We start from the raw sequence: 15,835 nt of genomic DNA on the forward strand, positions 1-15,835 counted from the left end.
GCAGCCAAACAGCATCTTGGGCTGCCCGATGGCGTCGCATCATAGCACTGGCCCTGTCATGATAGGAGCCTCATTCGAGCTAAGATTTGATTCGCAAGGCATGGACTGATGGGTGATATGTTGGAGTTGGATGGCAGCGGCGGGGATAGTGGCAACATTATCAACGAGCCGTTCGATCGGGCTTTAGAAAGCCGTTATTTGGTCTATGCGCTTTCCACGATCACAAGCCGCGCACTTCCCGACGTGCGCGATGGCCTAAAGCCCGTTCAGCGCCGCATCATCCATGCCATGGGTGAACTTGGCCTTGATCCCGCCAGTAATTTCAAGAAGTGCGCCAAGATTGTTGGCGATGTGATGGGCAAATATCACCCCCATGGCGATAGCGCGATTTATGATGCTTTGGTTCGCCTTGCCCAAGACTTCTCGGTACGCTACCCCTTGGTCGATGGCCAAGGTAATTTTGGCAATATTGATGGCGATTCTGCGGCTGCGTATCGCTATACCGAGGCACGACTAACCGCCATTGGCGCTTTATTGAACGAAGGGGTTGAGGAAGATGCGGTTGTCTTTCGTGAAACCTATTCCCAAGAAGATGAAGAGCCTGCAGTTCTGCCCGCTGGCTACCCCAACCTCCTTGCCAATGGGTCGATGGGTATTGCGGTTGGCATGGCTACTTCCATCCCGCCCCATAATGCGGCTGAATTAATCGATGCGTGTTTGTTATTGATTGAGAAGCCAGAGGCCGATTTGGATGAGATAGTGGCCTTGGTCCCTGGCCCAGATTTTCCAACCGGGGGCATTTGTGTGGAAACGCGCGAGGCGATCCGCGAAGCCTATGCCACCGGTAAAGGGGGATTTCGCACCCGCGCACGCTGGCACGTAGAAGATACAGGGCGGGGTACGTGGCGTGTCATCGTCACACAGACACCCTATCAAGTCCAAAAGTCCAAAATTGTGGAGCATTTGGCCGAGCTGATCGACAACAAAAGGGCTCCTCTTTTAGGGGATGTCCGCGATGAGAGCGCAGAAGACATTCGTTTAGTGCTTGAACCTAGGTCGCGCACGGTAGAGCCTGAGCATTTGATGGAAAGTTTGTTCAAGCTGACGGATCTTGAAAGTCGGTTCTCTATGAACCTTAACGTGCTTGATGCCCGCGGTGCCCCCCGGGTCATGACTTTGGTGGAGTGCCTGAAAGCGTTTTTGGAACATAAGCGCGAAGTGATTGTAGCGCGGGCCAATTGGCGTTTACGTAAAATCGACGCAAGGCTTGAAATCCTAGAAGGCTTGTTGGTTGCCTATCTCAATTTGGACAAGGTCATTCACATCATCCGCAACGAGGAAGATCCAAAAGCCGTTTTGATCACGACATATTCTATAAGCGATATCCAAGCTAATGCTATTTTAGACACCCGATTGCGTAATTTGCGTAAGCTTGAAGAAATGGAAATCCGCCAAGAAAATAAGCAGCTAAAGGCAGAACGCGTGGGTCTTGTTGCCCGCATCGAGTCAGAGCGTTTGCAGTGGGAACAGGCTGGAAAAGAATTGCAACAGATCCGCGCGATTTTCTCAAAAGATACCCCATTGGGAGCAAGGCGAACGACTTTTGCTGATGCTCCTGCCAGCTTGTCTTTAAGCGCTGAAGCCTTTGTCACGCGGGAGCCGATTACGGTTATCTTGTCGCAGAAAGGCTGGATCCGCGCGCTTAAGGGCAAAGTCGATGATCTCTCCACAGTCAAATACAAGGATGGCGACAGCTATTGTCTCTCCGTTCAAGCCGAAACCACCGATCGTATTGTGTTATTTGCGACTGACGGGCGTGCCTTTGCATTAGCTGGTGATAAATTACCTAGCGGTCGTGGTCTGGGAGAGCCCGTTCGATTGTCCATCGATTTGGGCGAAGAGCATGATATTGTTGCTATGTTTGTGCCACAACCAGAAGGTGAGCGTTTGGTGGCAGCTAGCTCTGGTTACGGCTTTGTCGTCAGCGATGAGGAATGTGCGGCGATGCGGCGTTCCGGCAAGCAAGTCTTAAACTTAGATGGGCGAGCAAAAACCGCTGTAGTGCTACCTATTGAAGGTGACATGCTGGCTGTGGTCGGCGAAAATCGCAAGCTACTGGTTTTCAACAGCGATGAGTTACCACGTATGGGTCGTGGAAAGGGCGTTAAACTTCAGAGTTATAAGGATGGCGGTTTACTTGACGCTCTCACCTTTCACTCAGCCGACGGGCTTGCATGGTTTGATACGTCAGGGCGTCGTCACGATGTACCCGATTGGCGCGACTATGTGGCTAAGCGCGCGGCAGCTGGACGAATGGTCCCCCGTGGGTTTTCCAAAACAGGCAAATTTAACGGCTGAGAAGAATGGCCAAGTTAAACGGCAACTTGACCAAATTGTCCTTCAAATAGCCCAATACCTACTATATCGTAGTCTTGGCGATTGAGGCTAATCTCATTAAATCTTGGCAAGCAAATCATCCAAATTGGACCAGCCTGAAGATCCAAGAGCCTCGATCGGACGAAAATCGGTTTTATAGGCCATTTTTTGCGATCCACGAACCCAATATCCAAGATAGACATAAGCCAGCCCGATGTTTCGGGCTTGACGCAAATGATCTAGGATCATGAAGCTGCCTAAGCTACGGTTTGCCTCACGCGGGTCAAAAAAGGCATAGACCATTGATAGGCCGTCAGCCAAAGTATCAATGAGTGCGCACCCGATCAAACGATCTCCTTCATTGGTCACACGATATTCGATCATATGGGTGCGCACCGAAGTTTCTTCGACCATGGCTGCATAATCAAAAACAGACATATCGGACATGCCAGCCCCAAAATGACGATGTTGGAGATAAGTTTGCAGCAAGGAAAATTGCTCATAAGTTGCATGAGAATGAGCGATATTGGAAATCACATCTCGATTACGATTGAGCACGCGCCGCCAACGCTTAGTAAATACAAATTGCTCAGCAGGGACACGAACAGAAACACATGCAGCACACATATCGCAAGCTGGGCGGTAAGCAATATTTTGAGAGCGCCGAAAACCTGCGTGGGTGAGGCTATCATTTAACTCAGTTGCGTCTTGCCCGTCTAAGGCTGCAAACACTTTACGTTCTCTGCGCCCGTCCAAATAGGGGCATGGTTGGGCAGCAGTCAAATAGAACCTGATATTTTTAGAGGCGGCAATTCTGCCTGCAGGTGATGTCGGGTCTGTGGTCATGATATTTTACCATAATCATCTAATGATGATTTGGCCAAGCACTTAATTCTTTGATACTGTAGCTGAGCGAGCCAGATCACATGAGTTTTTATACAATAAAACGGCTGTCAAATGAAGCTAAGATAAGATCAGATCACCGAAATATTCCGCAATGTGGCTTGAACTTGACTTTACAGTCCATCTCCCTCCGGTAAAGGCGAGGAAGCGCGTTGAAGGACAATGGCAATACGGCGGTTGGCAGCTTGGTACGGATCGTCTGGAAATAATGGGTCTGAGCCAGCCCTGCCGCTGACTTCAGCAATTCTGTCTTCGCCAACCCCGGCACCAAGAAGGATCCGGCGCGCTGCATTGGCACGAGCCGCTGACAACTCCCAGTTAGAATTGCGTGGATCGGGGTTGGGGGTTGCATCGGTATGCCCCGAAATGGCAATTCGATTAGGTAAGGCTTGAATGATACGCGCCGCAGCTTGCAAGATTAGGCGGGCGCGATCATTTGGGACTGATGAGCCGGGTTCAAACATCGGGCGGCCTTCTTGATCAACCAATTGAATGCGTAACCCTTCGGGAGTTTGGTCCACGATGATGTTGCGCGAAAGCTCAGCCAGCTCTGGCATATCTTGTAAAGCTTGGCGCAAACTAATCTCAGCTTGGGCAAATTCTGCATCTTTGCGTTGGGCTAATGCTTCATTGGATGGATTATCCATACTTGTTGAAGCACCGCGCCCGGATTGGTCCCCTGCTGCGGATGGCGGACTTGTTGCAGAAGCGGTTGTTTCAAAAATCGGGGTAGCACCTTTTTGCAAAGCCCCTTCTTCGCCCAGCGCAGTCCCTCCCAAAATCCCGCCAGCCCCCGAGGTTGAGGGTGATACACTGGCTGGGGCAAAATAATCGGCGATCCCGCGTTTTTGATCTGGGGATGTAGTATTGATCAACCACATCAGCAGAAAAAAAGCCATCATAGCAGTTACAAAATCAGCGTAAGCGACTTTCCATGCCCCACCATGGTGTCCGCCTGCTACCTTTTTGACTTTTTTAATGATTATGGGTCGATTAGACGACATAGGATCGATCTCTCACCTTTGGAGTTGAGGTTTATCTCTCATCAGGGTTAAGAGGAGGTTTGCAGGAATAAACAAATGACATTTGATCTTGAACTTTATCGACGCGCCCTTGGAAGCTTCGCAACCGGTGTTACCATCGTCACCACTCTTGATGAAGCCGGCAATGGCCATGGTTTGACAGTGAATAGTTTTACTTCCGTTTCTCTTGATCCGCCTTTGGTTCTTTGGTGTTTGGGTAATAAATCGGACTCTTACGAGTTATTTTCAAATTGTGCGAACTATGCCATCAATATTCTTGCCGATCAACAAGGTGATTTAGCGCTGCGATTTGCTGGCAAAGGCAAGCAATCTCTGAAAGGGGATGAATTTTCGAGGATGCAGACCGGAAGCCCAATGTTGCCGGGTATGTGCGCTGTCATTGATACCAAGGTCGTGCAAAAGGTTGTGGCAGGCGATCACTTGATCCTCATTGGTCAAACCCAAGACTATTGGGTGGGGCATGGCCATGGATTGACATATCATCGCGGTCATTTTGGTTCCACCACAGCATGGTTTCGACCATGACGGCCCATGACATTGCCTTTTTGGGACTAGGGATCATGGGCGGACCGATGGCAGGTTGGCTATCTAAGCATGGCCATCGTGTGAAGGTATGGAACCGCACCAACTCTAAAGCCCAAGCTTGGGGGCAAAAGCATCAGGGCATCGTTGCAACTACGATTGCTGATGCGGTCAAAAAGGCTGATATCGTTATCGCCTGCGTCGGTGATGATCCCGACGCTAGGGCGGTAGCTGAAGCGGCCTATACAAACATGGCACCGGGCAGTCTCTACATTGATCACACCACAACCTCAGCTCATCTGGCCTACTCTCTCTCACAAGCGACACAAGCGCGTGGCATTGATTGGATGGATGCCCCAGTTTCAGGTGGACAGGCTGGTGCTATGAACGGCCGGCTAACGGCGATGTGCGGGGCAAGTAATGCGGTATTCACGCGTGCCGAGCCTATAATTTCGTCATATTGCGCCACGCGGGTCCGTATCGGGGAGGCGGGCACGGGCCAATTGGCCAAAATGGTCAATCAGATCGCTATTGCAGGTGTGGTCCAGGGTTTGGCAGAAGCTCTGGCATTTGCCCAAGCCCAAATGCTTGATACCGCTGCCGTTTTAGCAGCAATCTCAAAAGGCGCTGCTGGGTCTTGGCAAATGGATAATCGGTGGTCCACCATGGCCGAAGGCAAGTTTGACTTTGGCTTTGCGGTGGACTGGATGCGCAAGGATTTGCGCATTGCTCTGGAGGCGGCAAGTGCTTGTGGCCTTGATCTTGCGCTGACCAAATTAGTGGATAGCTACTATGCGCAGATTCAAGCTGAAGGTGGTGGTCGTTTGGATACATCGAGCTTGGTTAAACGTTTCACCGTAGGAGTTGCCAAGCCATGATCGAATTGTTGTTGTTGGTGAGCCTTCCAGAAGCTCCAAGCCAAGCCAGGAAGCCGCCATTATGTGATGGCATCGCATTAATCGAAAAATCGACATTAGATCGCCCGCTAGCATTTAAGTCGCTGGTGGTTCGCGAGATGGTGCCACAGCAAGTTCGTGACAAACAAGGCAAGCGTGTCACCCAGAAGGTTGAAGTTGTCAAAGTCAGGCCGTTACCGGGGCTCTTTGATTGTCGGTTTGTCTATAATTACACGATTTCCTTGGCTTGCTATGGCCCTGCGGAGATTGCGGAAGGCGATATGGATGCCCGTGAGGCGGGGCTAAGCGGGTTTGCTAAAGAGATACGAGATTGCCTCACCAATGATAAGCTAACCCAGTCATCAAGCGATCCAGACTCGACACCTTTTATCGCGTTTTCTGGCGGCGCGAAACAGCCCTTCTATCAGATATCAATGGTGCCGTTTCCCGCAAAAGACGCAATGCTACGCCCTGAACTGTTGGTTCTTGGGCCCGTTATTGATCCAATCCCACCCAAATCGCGTTCATCTACTGCAAAACCAGAAAAGGTTCGTGCGAAGTCTAAAAAATGACCTGCGGCAACCAAGCCATTTTAAGATTTCGATTACGCTAGCCGTTTGGCCGCTTCGAGCGCCCAATAGGTGATGATGCCATCTGCACCGGCGCGTTTAAAGCAAGTGAGCGTTTCCATCCGCACACGCTCGCCATCCAGCCAGCCATTGGCAATGGCCGCCTCCATCATCGCATATTCGCCTGAAACCTGAAACGCATAGGTTGGGACACCGAACGCGTCTTTCACGCGCCTGACAATATCGAGGTACGCCAAGCCGGGTTTCACCATGACCATGTCAGCGCCTTCATGAAGATCAAGGGCTACTTCGTGCAACGCCTCATCGCTGTTGCCGGGGTCCATTTGATAGGTCTTTTTATCGCCCTTGAGTGCCCTTTGTGAGCCGATGGCATCCCGGTAGGGGCCATAGAAGGCTGACGCATATTTAGCCGCGTAAGACATGATGGCTACGTCCTGAAACCCAGCACCGTCTAACCCAGCACGGATAGCCCCAACTCGCCCGTCCGTCATATCCGAGGGGGCAACCACATCCGCGCCGGCGCGCGCCTCAAGAATGGCTTGAGCAACTAAAGCCTCAATGGTTGGGTCGTTTAGCATCATGCCATTATCATCGATCAAACCGTCATGACCATGGTTGGTAAAGGGGTCTAAAGCCACATCGGTCATCAAGCCAAGATTGGGTGCGGCACGCTTCATGGCGGCAATTACTTCGGGAACTAAGCCATTGGCGTTAAAGGCTTCTGAGCCTTTGGCATCTTTAAGTGCTGGGTCAATAAAGGGAAAGACAGCGATCATGGGAATGCCCAGCGATTCTGCTTCTTGTGCTACCGCCACCGCTTCGGTGTGGCTGTAGCGAAATGTAGCAGGCATGGAATCCACCGGAATGCGCGCTTCTTGGCCGTCATGCACAACCATCGCCAAGATCAAGTCATCGGTGGAAAGCTTGGTTTCACGGGTCAGGCGGCGGCGCCAATCATGTAACCGATTGCGGCGCATACGGGTGGCGGGGTAGGCGGCGTAAGGCAGATGTTGGGTCATGGAACTAGCTGTAGCGCCATTATTTCAGAACGGCTAGGTTGGCCCGCATACAGCATAGGTGCAGAAATGGCGTTTGATATAACCGAAGACCAGACCCTCATCCTTCAAACCGCTCGACGGTTCGCACAAGACAAATTAGCTCCCCATGCCATGGCGTGGGAAGAGGCCGGCACGCTAGATAAATCTATCCTTAAAGCGATGGCTGGGCTTGGTTTTGCTGGCATTTATGTAAGCGAAGATGTGGGCGGATCTGGGTTGACGCGGTTGGACGCCACTTTGATTTTTGAAGAATTATCTCGCGGAGATATCTCCCACGCAGCCTTTCTATCGATACATAATATGGCTAGCTGGATGATTGATAGCTTTGGGACACTAGCGCAAAGGCAGAAGTTTTTACCTGCACTCACCTGCATGGATTTAGTCGCCAGCTATTGCCTAACAGAGCCCGATTCCGGATCAGATGCCGCCTCACTTTCTACCACAGCGCGCCTTGATGGCGACGTCTATGTGGTCAATGGCACCAAGGCCTTCATTTCAGGAGCGGGGTTTTCTGATCTTTACGTTGTTATGGTGCGTACGGGGCAAGCTGGCCCTCAAGGCATTTCTACCTTGATTATTCCCAAGGATACACCGGGGCTGTCCTTTGGCAAAGCCGAAAAAAAGATGGGCTGGCAGGCCCAACCAACCGCACAAGTGATGTTTGAGGATTGCCGCATTCCTGTTACCAATCGATTGGGCGAAGAAGGCCATGGTTTTCGCTTTGCGATGCTGGGGCTCGATGGTGGACGGTTGAATATTGCTGCATGCTCTTTGGGTGGGGCAGGGGAGGCCTTAGATCGGGCTATGGCCTATGCAAAGGACCGTAAGCAATTTGGCAAATCGCTATGGGATTTTCAGGCCACCCAGTTCAAGCTCGCGGATATGGCCACAGAATTGGAGGTTGCACGTGTTTTTTTACGCTACAGTGCCGCCGCTTTGGATGCCAAAAGTTCAAATGCCACAAAATTATGCGCCATGGCGAAACGATTTGTCACAGATGTCGGCTTTAATGTCGCTAACCAAGCGCTGCAGATCCATGGCGGCTATGGCTATCTCAAAGACTATGAAATTGAACGTATTGTCCGCGACTTACGGGTGCATCAGATTTTGGAAGGCACCAATGAGATTATGCGGGTGATCATTGCAAGGGAATTAGATCGTGGCACCTAAAACCACAGTTAACCCCCCGTATGAAAACAAATTTAAATCTATTAGGGCCCGTCGCCAAGTACTAACTGGGCTTGGCGCTGCTGTCACCTTCCCTATGGTCTCCCATCAAAGCGCACATTCAGCTGAATTAACCCATCGTGAAAGGCAAAGGGGAAAACCCATGCAGCCTAAACCCATTATTATCGCCCATCGTGGGGCATCGGGTCAGCGTCCAGAGCACACATTGGCGGCCTATCAATTGGCGATTGACCAAGGTGCAGACTATATTGAGCCAGATTTGGTCATGACTAAGGATGGTCACTTAATTTGCCGACATGAAAACGAAATCAGCGGCACAACAGACGTCGCAACCAAGCCAGAATTTGCCGACCGCAAGAAGGTCCAGATCATTGATGGCATGAAGGTTGAAGGCTGGTTTACCGAAGACTTTACGTTGGCCGAAATCAAAACCCTGCGTTGCAAGGAACGCCTGCCACAATTGCGGCCCGCGAATATGGCCTATGACGGCCTTTATTTTATCCCCACCTTTGAAGAAGTAGTAGAGCTTGCGGCAGCGCAAAGTAAAATCGTGGGGCGTCTGATTGGCGTTTATCCAGAAACCAAGCACCCAAGCTGGTTTGAAAGCTTGAATTTATCCTTTGATGAGCCACTGATCTCATTGATCAAAAAATACAGCATGGATGACCCAAGGGCACCAATTTTTATACAAAGTTTTGAGGTGTCCAACCTCAAACGTCTCAAGACCAAAACCCGCGTACGCCTGATTCAATTGATGGCGCGTGAAGGTGGCCCGTTTGATGGGGCAGGCCAAGGACTAACCTATGCCCAAATGTCGTTACCAGAAGGCCTCGCCGCGATTTCTGCCTATGCCAGTGGGGTGGGGCCAGAAAAAACAATGATCCTGCCACGTAACGTCGGTAATGAGGCTTTGGCACCGACCAGTTTCGTTCAAAATGCCCATAAAGTTGGGCTGCAGGTTCACCCATGGACATTTCGGGCCGAAAATTACTTCCTATCCAATAGGGATCGCCGCGGAAATCCTGCTGAGGTCACCTATCTGATGCAGCAGGGCGATTTAGTGGGCGAGATTCAAGCCTTTTTAGCCTTGGGAGTCGATGGCGTATTCTCTGATTTCCCAGGGATTGCTTTTGAGGCCCGCGAAACACTATGAATCCAGTTGAAGGTCACGTGGTCTTGGTCTCACAAACTGGGCCTTTAGCTATTCTTACCCTCAATAGGCCTGAGGCACTCCATGCCCTTAATGCAGATATGGTCGCGATCATGACCCAAGCCTTATTGGCTTGGGACAAGGATCCTACGGTAACCGGGGTATTGATTGATCATGCCGGCCCACGCGGATTTTGTGCCGGTGGTGATATTAAAATGCTAGCTGAAAGTGGGGCGACTGACGGCAAGCAAGCGTGCGCCTTTTTTCGTAGTGAGTATCAACTCAATCATCTTTTGGCCCATTTTGAAAAGCCAGTTATCGCGGTAATGGACGGCATAAGTATGGGCGGTGGTGTTGGCATCAGTGTTCATGGGCCGATACGTATCTGTACTGAAAAGACCTTATTTGCCATGCCTGAAACCGGGATCGGGCTTTTCCCAGATGTCGGGGGTGGTTGGTTTCTGCCTCGTTTACCCGGTGAGATCGGCATGTGGCTTGCTCTGACAGGCGCGCGACTTAAAGCAGCGGATTGTATGCTAGCTGGCATCACCACCCATTATGTCCCAAGCGATGTGTTAGCTTCCCTTAAAGTCGAAATCACCCAAGCATTAACAGCGCCAGAGCCCGTAACCGCTCTGAAAGCCTGCTTAAAGCGCAATACGCAGGATCCAGGCTCGCCCCAACTTTTAACCCCAAACGTTGTCGATCAAATCAATCAGTGTTTTGGTGCCCAAAGTGTCGAGGACATTGTAAGCGCTCTTGAGGCGCATAAAACGCCTTGGGCCGATCAACAATTGGCAATTCTGCAAACTAAGTCGCCGCAGACCTTAAAGATCGCATTGCGCCAATTGCGCGAAGGCCGTCTCGCCACCGATTTCGCGCAAGCCATGGCGCAGGAATTTAGAATTGGCGCGCGCGTAGTTCGTCGGCATGATTTCCAAGAAGGGGTACGGGCGGTTCTTGTTGATAAGGACCATTTGCCGCAATGGCATCCTCCCACATTGGCAGAGGTTACATCATTGATTATAGATGAAATATTTGCACCATTTGGTGTGGATGAAGAACAAGAATGGGAACCCCTAACATGGTAGATATCGCCTTCATTGGTTTGGGCGCTATGGGTGGCGGCATGGCTGCAAACCTAGCTAAGGCGGGACACCGGGTTATTGCCTTTGACCTTTCCGAACCAGCCGTGACACGTGCGACCCAAGCAGGGTGTCAGCGTGCAAGGTCGATAGCCGAAGCGGTTTGCCAAGCAAGGGTGATCGTGACCATGCTACCAAGTGGGGCCCATGTACTTGACGTGTATCGAAGTAGCGACGGCGTTATGGCACACGCACCTTCTGGCGCTTTATTCCTCGATTGCTCAACAATTTCGGTGCAAGATGCCCGAACTTTGGCACATGAAGCAACCAAAGCTGGCTTTAGGGTCTGTGATGCACCCGTTTCGGGCGGCGTTGGTGCCGCACAGGCTGGAACTTTGACCTTTATGGTTGGCGGTACAGACGCCGAATATAAGGCTGCTAAGCCTATTTTGGCGGCCATGGGCAAAGCAATTATTCATGCAGGGGCTCATGGTGCTGGGCAATCGGCAAAAATTTGTAACAATATGCTGCTAGCGGTCACCATGATAGGGACATGTGAGGCCTTTGTGTTGGCAGAGCGCTTGGGCTTAGATCCGAAAGCCTTTTTTGAGATAGCGTCACAATCCTCCGGTCAAAGCTGGTCGATGACATCTTATGCGCCTGTGCCTGGATTAGTAGAAAATGCACCTTCCAACCGAAATTTCACGAACGGCTTCGCAATTACCCTCATGTTAAAGGACCTGCGATTGGCTTTAGCTGCAAATAGTGAGTGTGGGCTCAAAGCTACTTTAGCCTTAAAAGCAGAAGAGATTTATAGTGAATATTTAGTTAAGTTTGGACCAAATCGTGATTTTTCTGGTGTTATTGATCTGATGAAGGAAGAGTAACCATCATTTTAACAAGATATTAGACCTTTTGCCTTAACTTAACACTAAACGTCGAAGAATACGGCGGGAGAAAAAGATATGGCGGGTCAAACACAAGAAATTTCGCTCCTAGAAGCGTCAGAAACATCCAGTTTAGGTGAATATCGTCGGGCTTTGTCCTTGGTTGAGCGTTTGCATCGTCAATTGCTTGATGTGGTCAAAGATGATTTGGACCGTGCAGGCCACGATGATCTAACCCCAGTGCAGGCACTATTAATCTTCAATATTGGTGATGCTGAATGGTCTGCAGGCGAGCTAAAGTCGCGCGGCTTTTATCTGGGTTCCAATGTGTCCTACAATTTAAAGAAGTTGCACGAATTGGGCTATGTCGAAAGCGGCAAGTCACAGCATGACAAACGCCAAATTCGTCTGCGTCTAACCAAACTTGGCAATACGTTACGTAACCAGCTGGACGCCATGTTCCAGCGGCATGCGGCGACCTTAAGCCCAGTTGGTGGGGTTGAAAGCCCAGAACTGACCGCCTCCAATAAAACTTTGACGCGGCTAGAGCGCTTCTGGGCTGATCAAATTCGCTTCAGGCTCTAGGTTAAACTTCACAATATCTATTAAAACTACTGCTGAGTTTCAGCAGTAGCTTTTTTTTATGTTCACATGCTTGAGTAAGTCTGATTGCATAAGACTATTTAGTGCATATGTCGCATGATCACTAGGAACCATGTGTGAACTGCTATGATAATGAGTAGCAAACCCTGTAAGGTCACCTCATGATGAAGAGGTATTCTCCATACCTTTGGCGAAGTTAGATGAGAGAGTGCGATCAAGTCTTTGCTGATTGGTAGTACTCCCAAGACAGCTTAGTCATGCCCGTATTCTACATCGGCCCCTAGTTCCAAGGATATGACATTTTCTGCATGGTTAGGCTACATGTGGGTGTCGCTAAACTAATTGACTTTGTTAGCATTTGTTATGGCTAAGGGCAATGCACTCATCCTTTATGATCTGGTGGACCTTCAAGGGGCTGGGCCAGAGCTAGACTGTTCTCGATAAAGCAGATGCATCCGGCCATTGGCGTACGTGGTAATGGCTTTGGGGACGCCATGTGGCACCCAATTGCATGAACAAGATTGAAGCATGCTTGGGTTAAGAGTTTCACTCTATTGGCGCGGGCATTGTTGGCAGATATGCGGTGAATTGTGCTCTAAGTTCTGGTGCGCTTGTCTTTATCCATAAGTCAACATGAGCTACGATTTTCGCTATGAAGCACTGGAAATGGAGAGAGAAGAGAGTTCTACAAGACAGCAAAGCCATTACACCCCCTAAGTACCCTCCATAACAAGCAAATTTCCCCCAATATGTGTTTTACAAACCAGGTCTTCCTGCTATGTCGTGTCGGGTTGTTCTTTTTCCCATTTCATTGTGGAGGCAACATTGGTTATGGCCTATTTCGAGCGAATGTTGGATGGGTTTTGCCACGAAGGGCAATCGATCATTTTTCCGACGGTAGCATGGGGTTTGCAAAGACAGCACCTTATCCCAAGCGCCTTGCACTTCGACACGCTAGACCACCCATTTGACGATTCCTGTTCACAGTTTTGGCAGCCACAGATTCTATCTCTGTTTCAGCGGTCGTTGGCAGGAGCATGACTTCAGATACGTCACATGAACGTCTCTTCGCGCTGCTTTCAGCACGTGAAATCTATATCGAGCGGTATTTTCGCGCTGGCTATGCACAGGTTCGCGCGATTGATGCGTTGACAGGGATTGAAGTTGCAGTGACTACCCCTGCCAATGCTGCACAGCATGACCAAAATCGGCTGGTTTTGCGCAAACTCGGACAGGCCTTGATCGCGCAGGGGCATTTAGCTGATGCAGCTCGTGAAACCCCAGATGATTTGAACACACCACCACAGAAGGGTGACAATCCAAAAGAAGCGTCACCCTTTTTACCCAAAGGCGGAATTTATACATGAAACTAATCTAGACGAACCGATTATCTTAACGTGTACTACGCATATCTGACCATACTTAATGATTTTGCTCAAGGATGTTGTTTAGTACAACTTAACGCCCACGAACACCGCGCCCCAGCCCGATATGTTTGGCAAATTCGCTGCGACGTTTGGCATAATTGGGCGCAACCATTGGATAGTCTGCAGGCAAGTTCCAACGACGACGATATTCCTCGGGTGATAAATTATATTTAGAACGCAAGTAACGTTTGAGCATTTTCAAGCGTTTCCCATCTTCCAGACAAACGATATAATCATCCGTAATTGATTTCCCAAGACTAACTGCCGCTTTGGGTTTTTCGACAGGCTTTTCGAAATCATCATTTGAAAGATTGATGAGACTTTTATGGATACTCCTAATTAAATCGCTTAAGTTTTCCGCACGAATTTCGTTTGCAGCAACATAAGATGAAACTATTTCGGTCGTCCTTTCGAGTAAATCCGTGTTTTGATATTCTCTTTGATTTCGCATTTGGGATAATCCTTCTTTTCTAGATTTCGCCGCGGATAGATACCTGATTTGCATGACTTGTGAGGGACGTCCTGCAACGATCTGTGCGTTTCACGTGGTTTAGAGCAAATAGATTGAGTAATTTACAGGGTTTTTTTCATTAATATTCTGTTTTATTAGCATATTTTTTTGTATTCTTGATTAATCTTGTTCTGTAAGTCTCGAAAATAAAAATTTTCGATCAAGTTAACCTTAAGAAATAACAAAGTGTAGTTACTTACTTATAGGTATGATTAGATGCAAGAAATGTTGCGTTTGGGACGGCTCCTCCTCTAAGAGTAGGAAAATGGAGACATACGACCATGTCAATGACCTTAGCACCCCAACTATATGATAATATTAATTTTTTTGGGGGTAGTGTTCAAAATCAGGATCCAGACTTAGCTAAAGCTCTTGCAGGTGAGCTGCATCGGCAACAGACCCAAATTGAACTTATTGCTTCAGAGAATATCGTTTCTAAAGCAGTACTTGAAGTTCAGGGTTCGGTTTTGACCAATAAATACGCTGAAGGTTATCCTGGGCGTCGATATTATGGTGGTTGTGAATATGTGGATGTTGCAGAAAACTTGGCAATCACACGTGCAAAAGCTTTGTTTGATTGTGCCTATGCCAATGTCCAACCCCATTCAGGGGCACAAGCCAATCAAGCTGTGTTTTTTGCGCTTTTAAAGCCAGGCGATACTTTTCTTGGGCTTGATTTGGCCAGCGGTGGGCATTTAACCCATGGCTCACCAGCCAACCAATCGGGTAAGTGGTTTAACGCGATTTCTTATGGGGTTAATCGCGAAGATCAATTGATTGATTATGATGGCGTTGAAGCATTAGCTCGCCAGCATAGACCAAAACTGATCATTGCTGGCGGATCGGCCTACCCCCGGCATATAGATTTTGCCCGTTTTCGTGAGATTGCAGACCGTTTTGATGCTTATTTTATGGTTGATATGGCCCATTTTTCTGGTTTGGTTGCGGGTAGAGCTCATCCAAACCCTTTGGGCCATGCACATGTTGTTACGACAACGACGCATAAGACACTGCGTGGGCCGCGGGGTGGGATGATTTTGTCCAATGATCTTGAACTTGGAAAAAAATTCGATTCAGCCGTGTTTCCAGGGTTACAAGGTGGGCCGTTGATGCATGTGATTGCTGCGAAAGCCGTGGCCTTTGGTGAAGCTTTGACACCAGCTTTTCAGGCTTATGCACGGCACGTGGTTGAAAATGCCCAAGCTATGGCAGCAGCCGTGAAAGCAGGCGGCTTTGATCTGGTATCGGGTGGTACCGATACCCATGTTGTTTTGGTTGATTTGCAGCCTAAAGACCTTACTGGTAAAGCCAGTGAAGCCGCGTTGGAGCGGGCTGGCTTAACGTGTAATAAAAATGGTGTGCCGTTTGATCCAAGGCCGCCATCCACCACATCGGGGATTCGACTGGGATCCCCCGCAGGCACCACGCGTGGGTTTGGCGTATCTGAATTCACTTGGATTGGCCATAAGATTGTTGAAGTACTTGATTCCCTTGTCGGCACGCCCGAAGGGAACCCAGAAGTTGAGCAGCGCGTTCGCCGTGAAGTTGAAGCCTTGTGTGCGCGCTTTCCCATTTATTAGATTTGCGGCTTTACAG

Annotated in this window: 15 protein-coding genes; 11 read left to right on the forward strand and 4 right to left on the reverse strand. The window is 49.4% G+C overall.

Annotation, left to right across the window (positions count from 1 at the left end):
• The first annotated feature begins 108 nt into the window (after positions 1 to 108).
• Entirely contained in the window at positions 109 to 2,358 is a 2,250-nt protein-coding gene (gene parC, locus PsB1_RS00160; protein WP_284358344.1) for a DNA topoisomerase IV subunit A, read from the forward strand.
• A gap of 96 nt (positions 2,359 to 2,454) precedes the next feature.
• Here the strand turns inward: parC and PsB1_RS00165 are convergent, their stop codons facing one another.
• A complete protein-coding gene (locus tag PsB1_RS00165) occupies positions 2,455 to 3,222 on the reverse strand; it encodes an arginyltransferase (protein ID WP_284358345.1) in 768 nt (255 codons plus the stop codon).
• A 170-nt stretch (positions 3,223 to 3,392) separates the two neighbouring features.
• A complete protein-coding gene (locus PsB1_RS00170; protein WP_284358346.1) occupies positions 3,393 to 4,283 on the reverse strand; it encodes a flagellar motor protein MotB in 891 nt (296 codons plus the stop codon).
• Positions 4,284 to 4,358: 75 nt separating this feature from the next.
• Here PsB1_RS00170 and PsB1_RS00175 point away from each other — a divergent pair, with 75 nt between their 5' ends.
• Genes PsB1_RS00175 through PsB1_RS00185 form a run of 3 tightly spaced genes read left to right on the forward strand, consistent with a single transcriptional unit; the run spans position 4,359 to position 6,312 of the window.
• A complete protein-coding gene (locus PsB1_RS00175; RefSeq protein WP_284358347.1) occupies positions 4,359 to 4,847 on the forward strand; it encodes a flavin reductase family protein in 489 nt (162 codons plus the stop codon).
• The gene (locus PsB1_RS00180) at positions 4,844 to 5,722 is read left to right on the forward strand and encodes an NAD(P)-dependent oxidoreductase (RefSeq protein ID WP_284358348.1); all 879 of its coding nucleotides are present in this window, start codon (positions 4,844 to 4,846) and stop codon (positions 5,720 to 5,722) included. Before PsB1_RS00175 ends, PsB1_RS00180 begins: the two co-directional genes overlap by 4 nt.
• On the forward strand, positions 5,719 to 6,312 hold the full coding sequence (locus tag PsB1_RS00185) for a hypothetical protein (RefSeq protein ID WP_284358349.1): 594 nt from the start codon (positions 5,719 to 5,721) through the stop codon (positions 6,310 to 6,312). Before PsB1_RS00180 ends, PsB1_RS00185 begins: the two co-directional genes overlap by 4 nt.
• 32 nt (positions 6,313 to 6,344) lie before the next feature.
• Here the strand turns inward: PsB1_RS00185 and hemB are convergent, their stop codons facing one another.
• A complete protein-coding gene (gene hemB / locus PsB1_RS00190) occupies positions 6,345 to 7,349 on the reverse strand; it encodes a porphobilinogen synthase (protein ID WP_284358350.1) in 1,005 nt (334 codons plus the stop codon).
• Between the two features lie 66 nt (positions 7,350 to 7,415).
• Between hemB and PsB1_RS00195 the strand changes: the two genes are divergently transcribed.
• The 6 genes from PsB1_RS00195 (at position 7,416) to PsB1_RS00220 (ending at position 13,668) form a co-directional block, all read left to right on the forward strand.
• Positions 7,416 to 8,558, forward strand: a complete 1,143-nt coding sequence (locus tag PsB1_RS00195; protein WP_284358351.1) for an acyl-CoA dehydrogenase family protein — start codon at positions 7,416 to 7,418, stop codon at positions 8,556 to 8,558.
• Between the two features lie 160 nt (positions 8,559 to 8,718).
• Entirely contained in the window at positions 8,719 to 9,729 is a 1,011-nt protein-coding gene (locus PsB1_RS00200; RefSeq protein ID WP_284358352.1) for a glycerophosphodiester phosphodiesterase, read from the forward strand.
• Positions 9,726 to 10,817: an enoyl-CoA hydratase/isomerase family protein gene (locus tag PsB1_RS00205; protein ID WP_284358353.1), complete on the forward strand. Its 1,092-nt coding sequence runs from the start codon at positions 9,726 to 9,728 to the stop codon at positions 10,815 to 10,817. The genes PsB1_RS00200 and PsB1_RS00205 overlap by 4 nt, the downstream gene beginning before the upstream one ends.
• Complete coding sequence (mmsB, locus tag PsB1_RS00210) at positions 10,811 to 11,698, forward strand: 3-hydroxyisobutyrate dehydrogenase (protein WP_284358354.1); 888 nt, start codon at positions 10,811 to 10,813, stop codon at positions 11,696 to 11,698. Before PsB1_RS00205 ends, mmsB begins: the two co-directional genes overlap by 7 nt.
• A 78-nt stretch (positions 11,699 to 11,776) precedes the next feature.
• Positions 11,777 to 12,283 carry a MarR family winged helix-turn-helix transcriptional regulator gene (locus PsB1_RS00215; RefSeq protein WP_284358355.1) on the forward strand — a complete coding sequence of 169 codons (507 nt, stop codon included), beginning with the start codon at positions 11,777 to 11,779 and terminating at the stop codon, positions 12,281 to 12,283.
• A 1,055-nt stretch (positions 12,284 to 13,338) separates the two neighbouring features.
• Positions 13,339 to 13,668, forward strand: coding sequence for a DUF6898 family protein (locus tag PsB1_RS00220; RefSeq protein WP_284358356.1), 330 nt, complete (start codon positions 13,339 to 13,341; stop codon positions 13,666 to 13,668).
• A gap of 91 nt (positions 13,669 to 13,759) precedes the next feature.
• On the opposite strand, the gene PsB1_RS00225 is transcribed toward PsB1_RS00220, so the two are convergent.
• Positions 13,760 to 14,179 (reverse strand): Ros/MucR family transcriptional regulator, encoded by a 420-nt coding sequence (locus PsB1_RS00225; protein ID WP_284358357.1) that lies wholly within the window; start codon positions 14,177 to 14,179, stop codon positions 13,760 to 13,762.
• Positions 14,180 to 14,520: 341 nt separating this feature from the next.
• Between PsB1_RS00225 and glyA the strand changes: the two genes are divergently transcribed.
• Positions 14,521 to 15,819 carry a serine hydroxymethyltransferase gene (gene glyA / locus PsB1_RS00230; protein WP_284358358.1) on the forward strand — a complete coding sequence of 433 codons (1,299 nt, stop codon included), beginning with the start codon at positions 14,521 to 14,523 and terminating at the stop codon, positions 15,817 to 15,819.
• The last annotated feature ends 16 nt before the right edge of the window (positions 15,820 to 15,835 follow it).

Origin of the sequence: Candidatus Phycosocius spiralis, assembly GCF_030158815.1 — a bacterium.
Taxonomy (GTDB): domain Bacteria; phylum Pseudomonadota; class Alphaproteobacteria; order Caulobacterales; family Aquidulcibacteraceae; genus Aquidulcibacter; species Aquidulcibacter spiralis.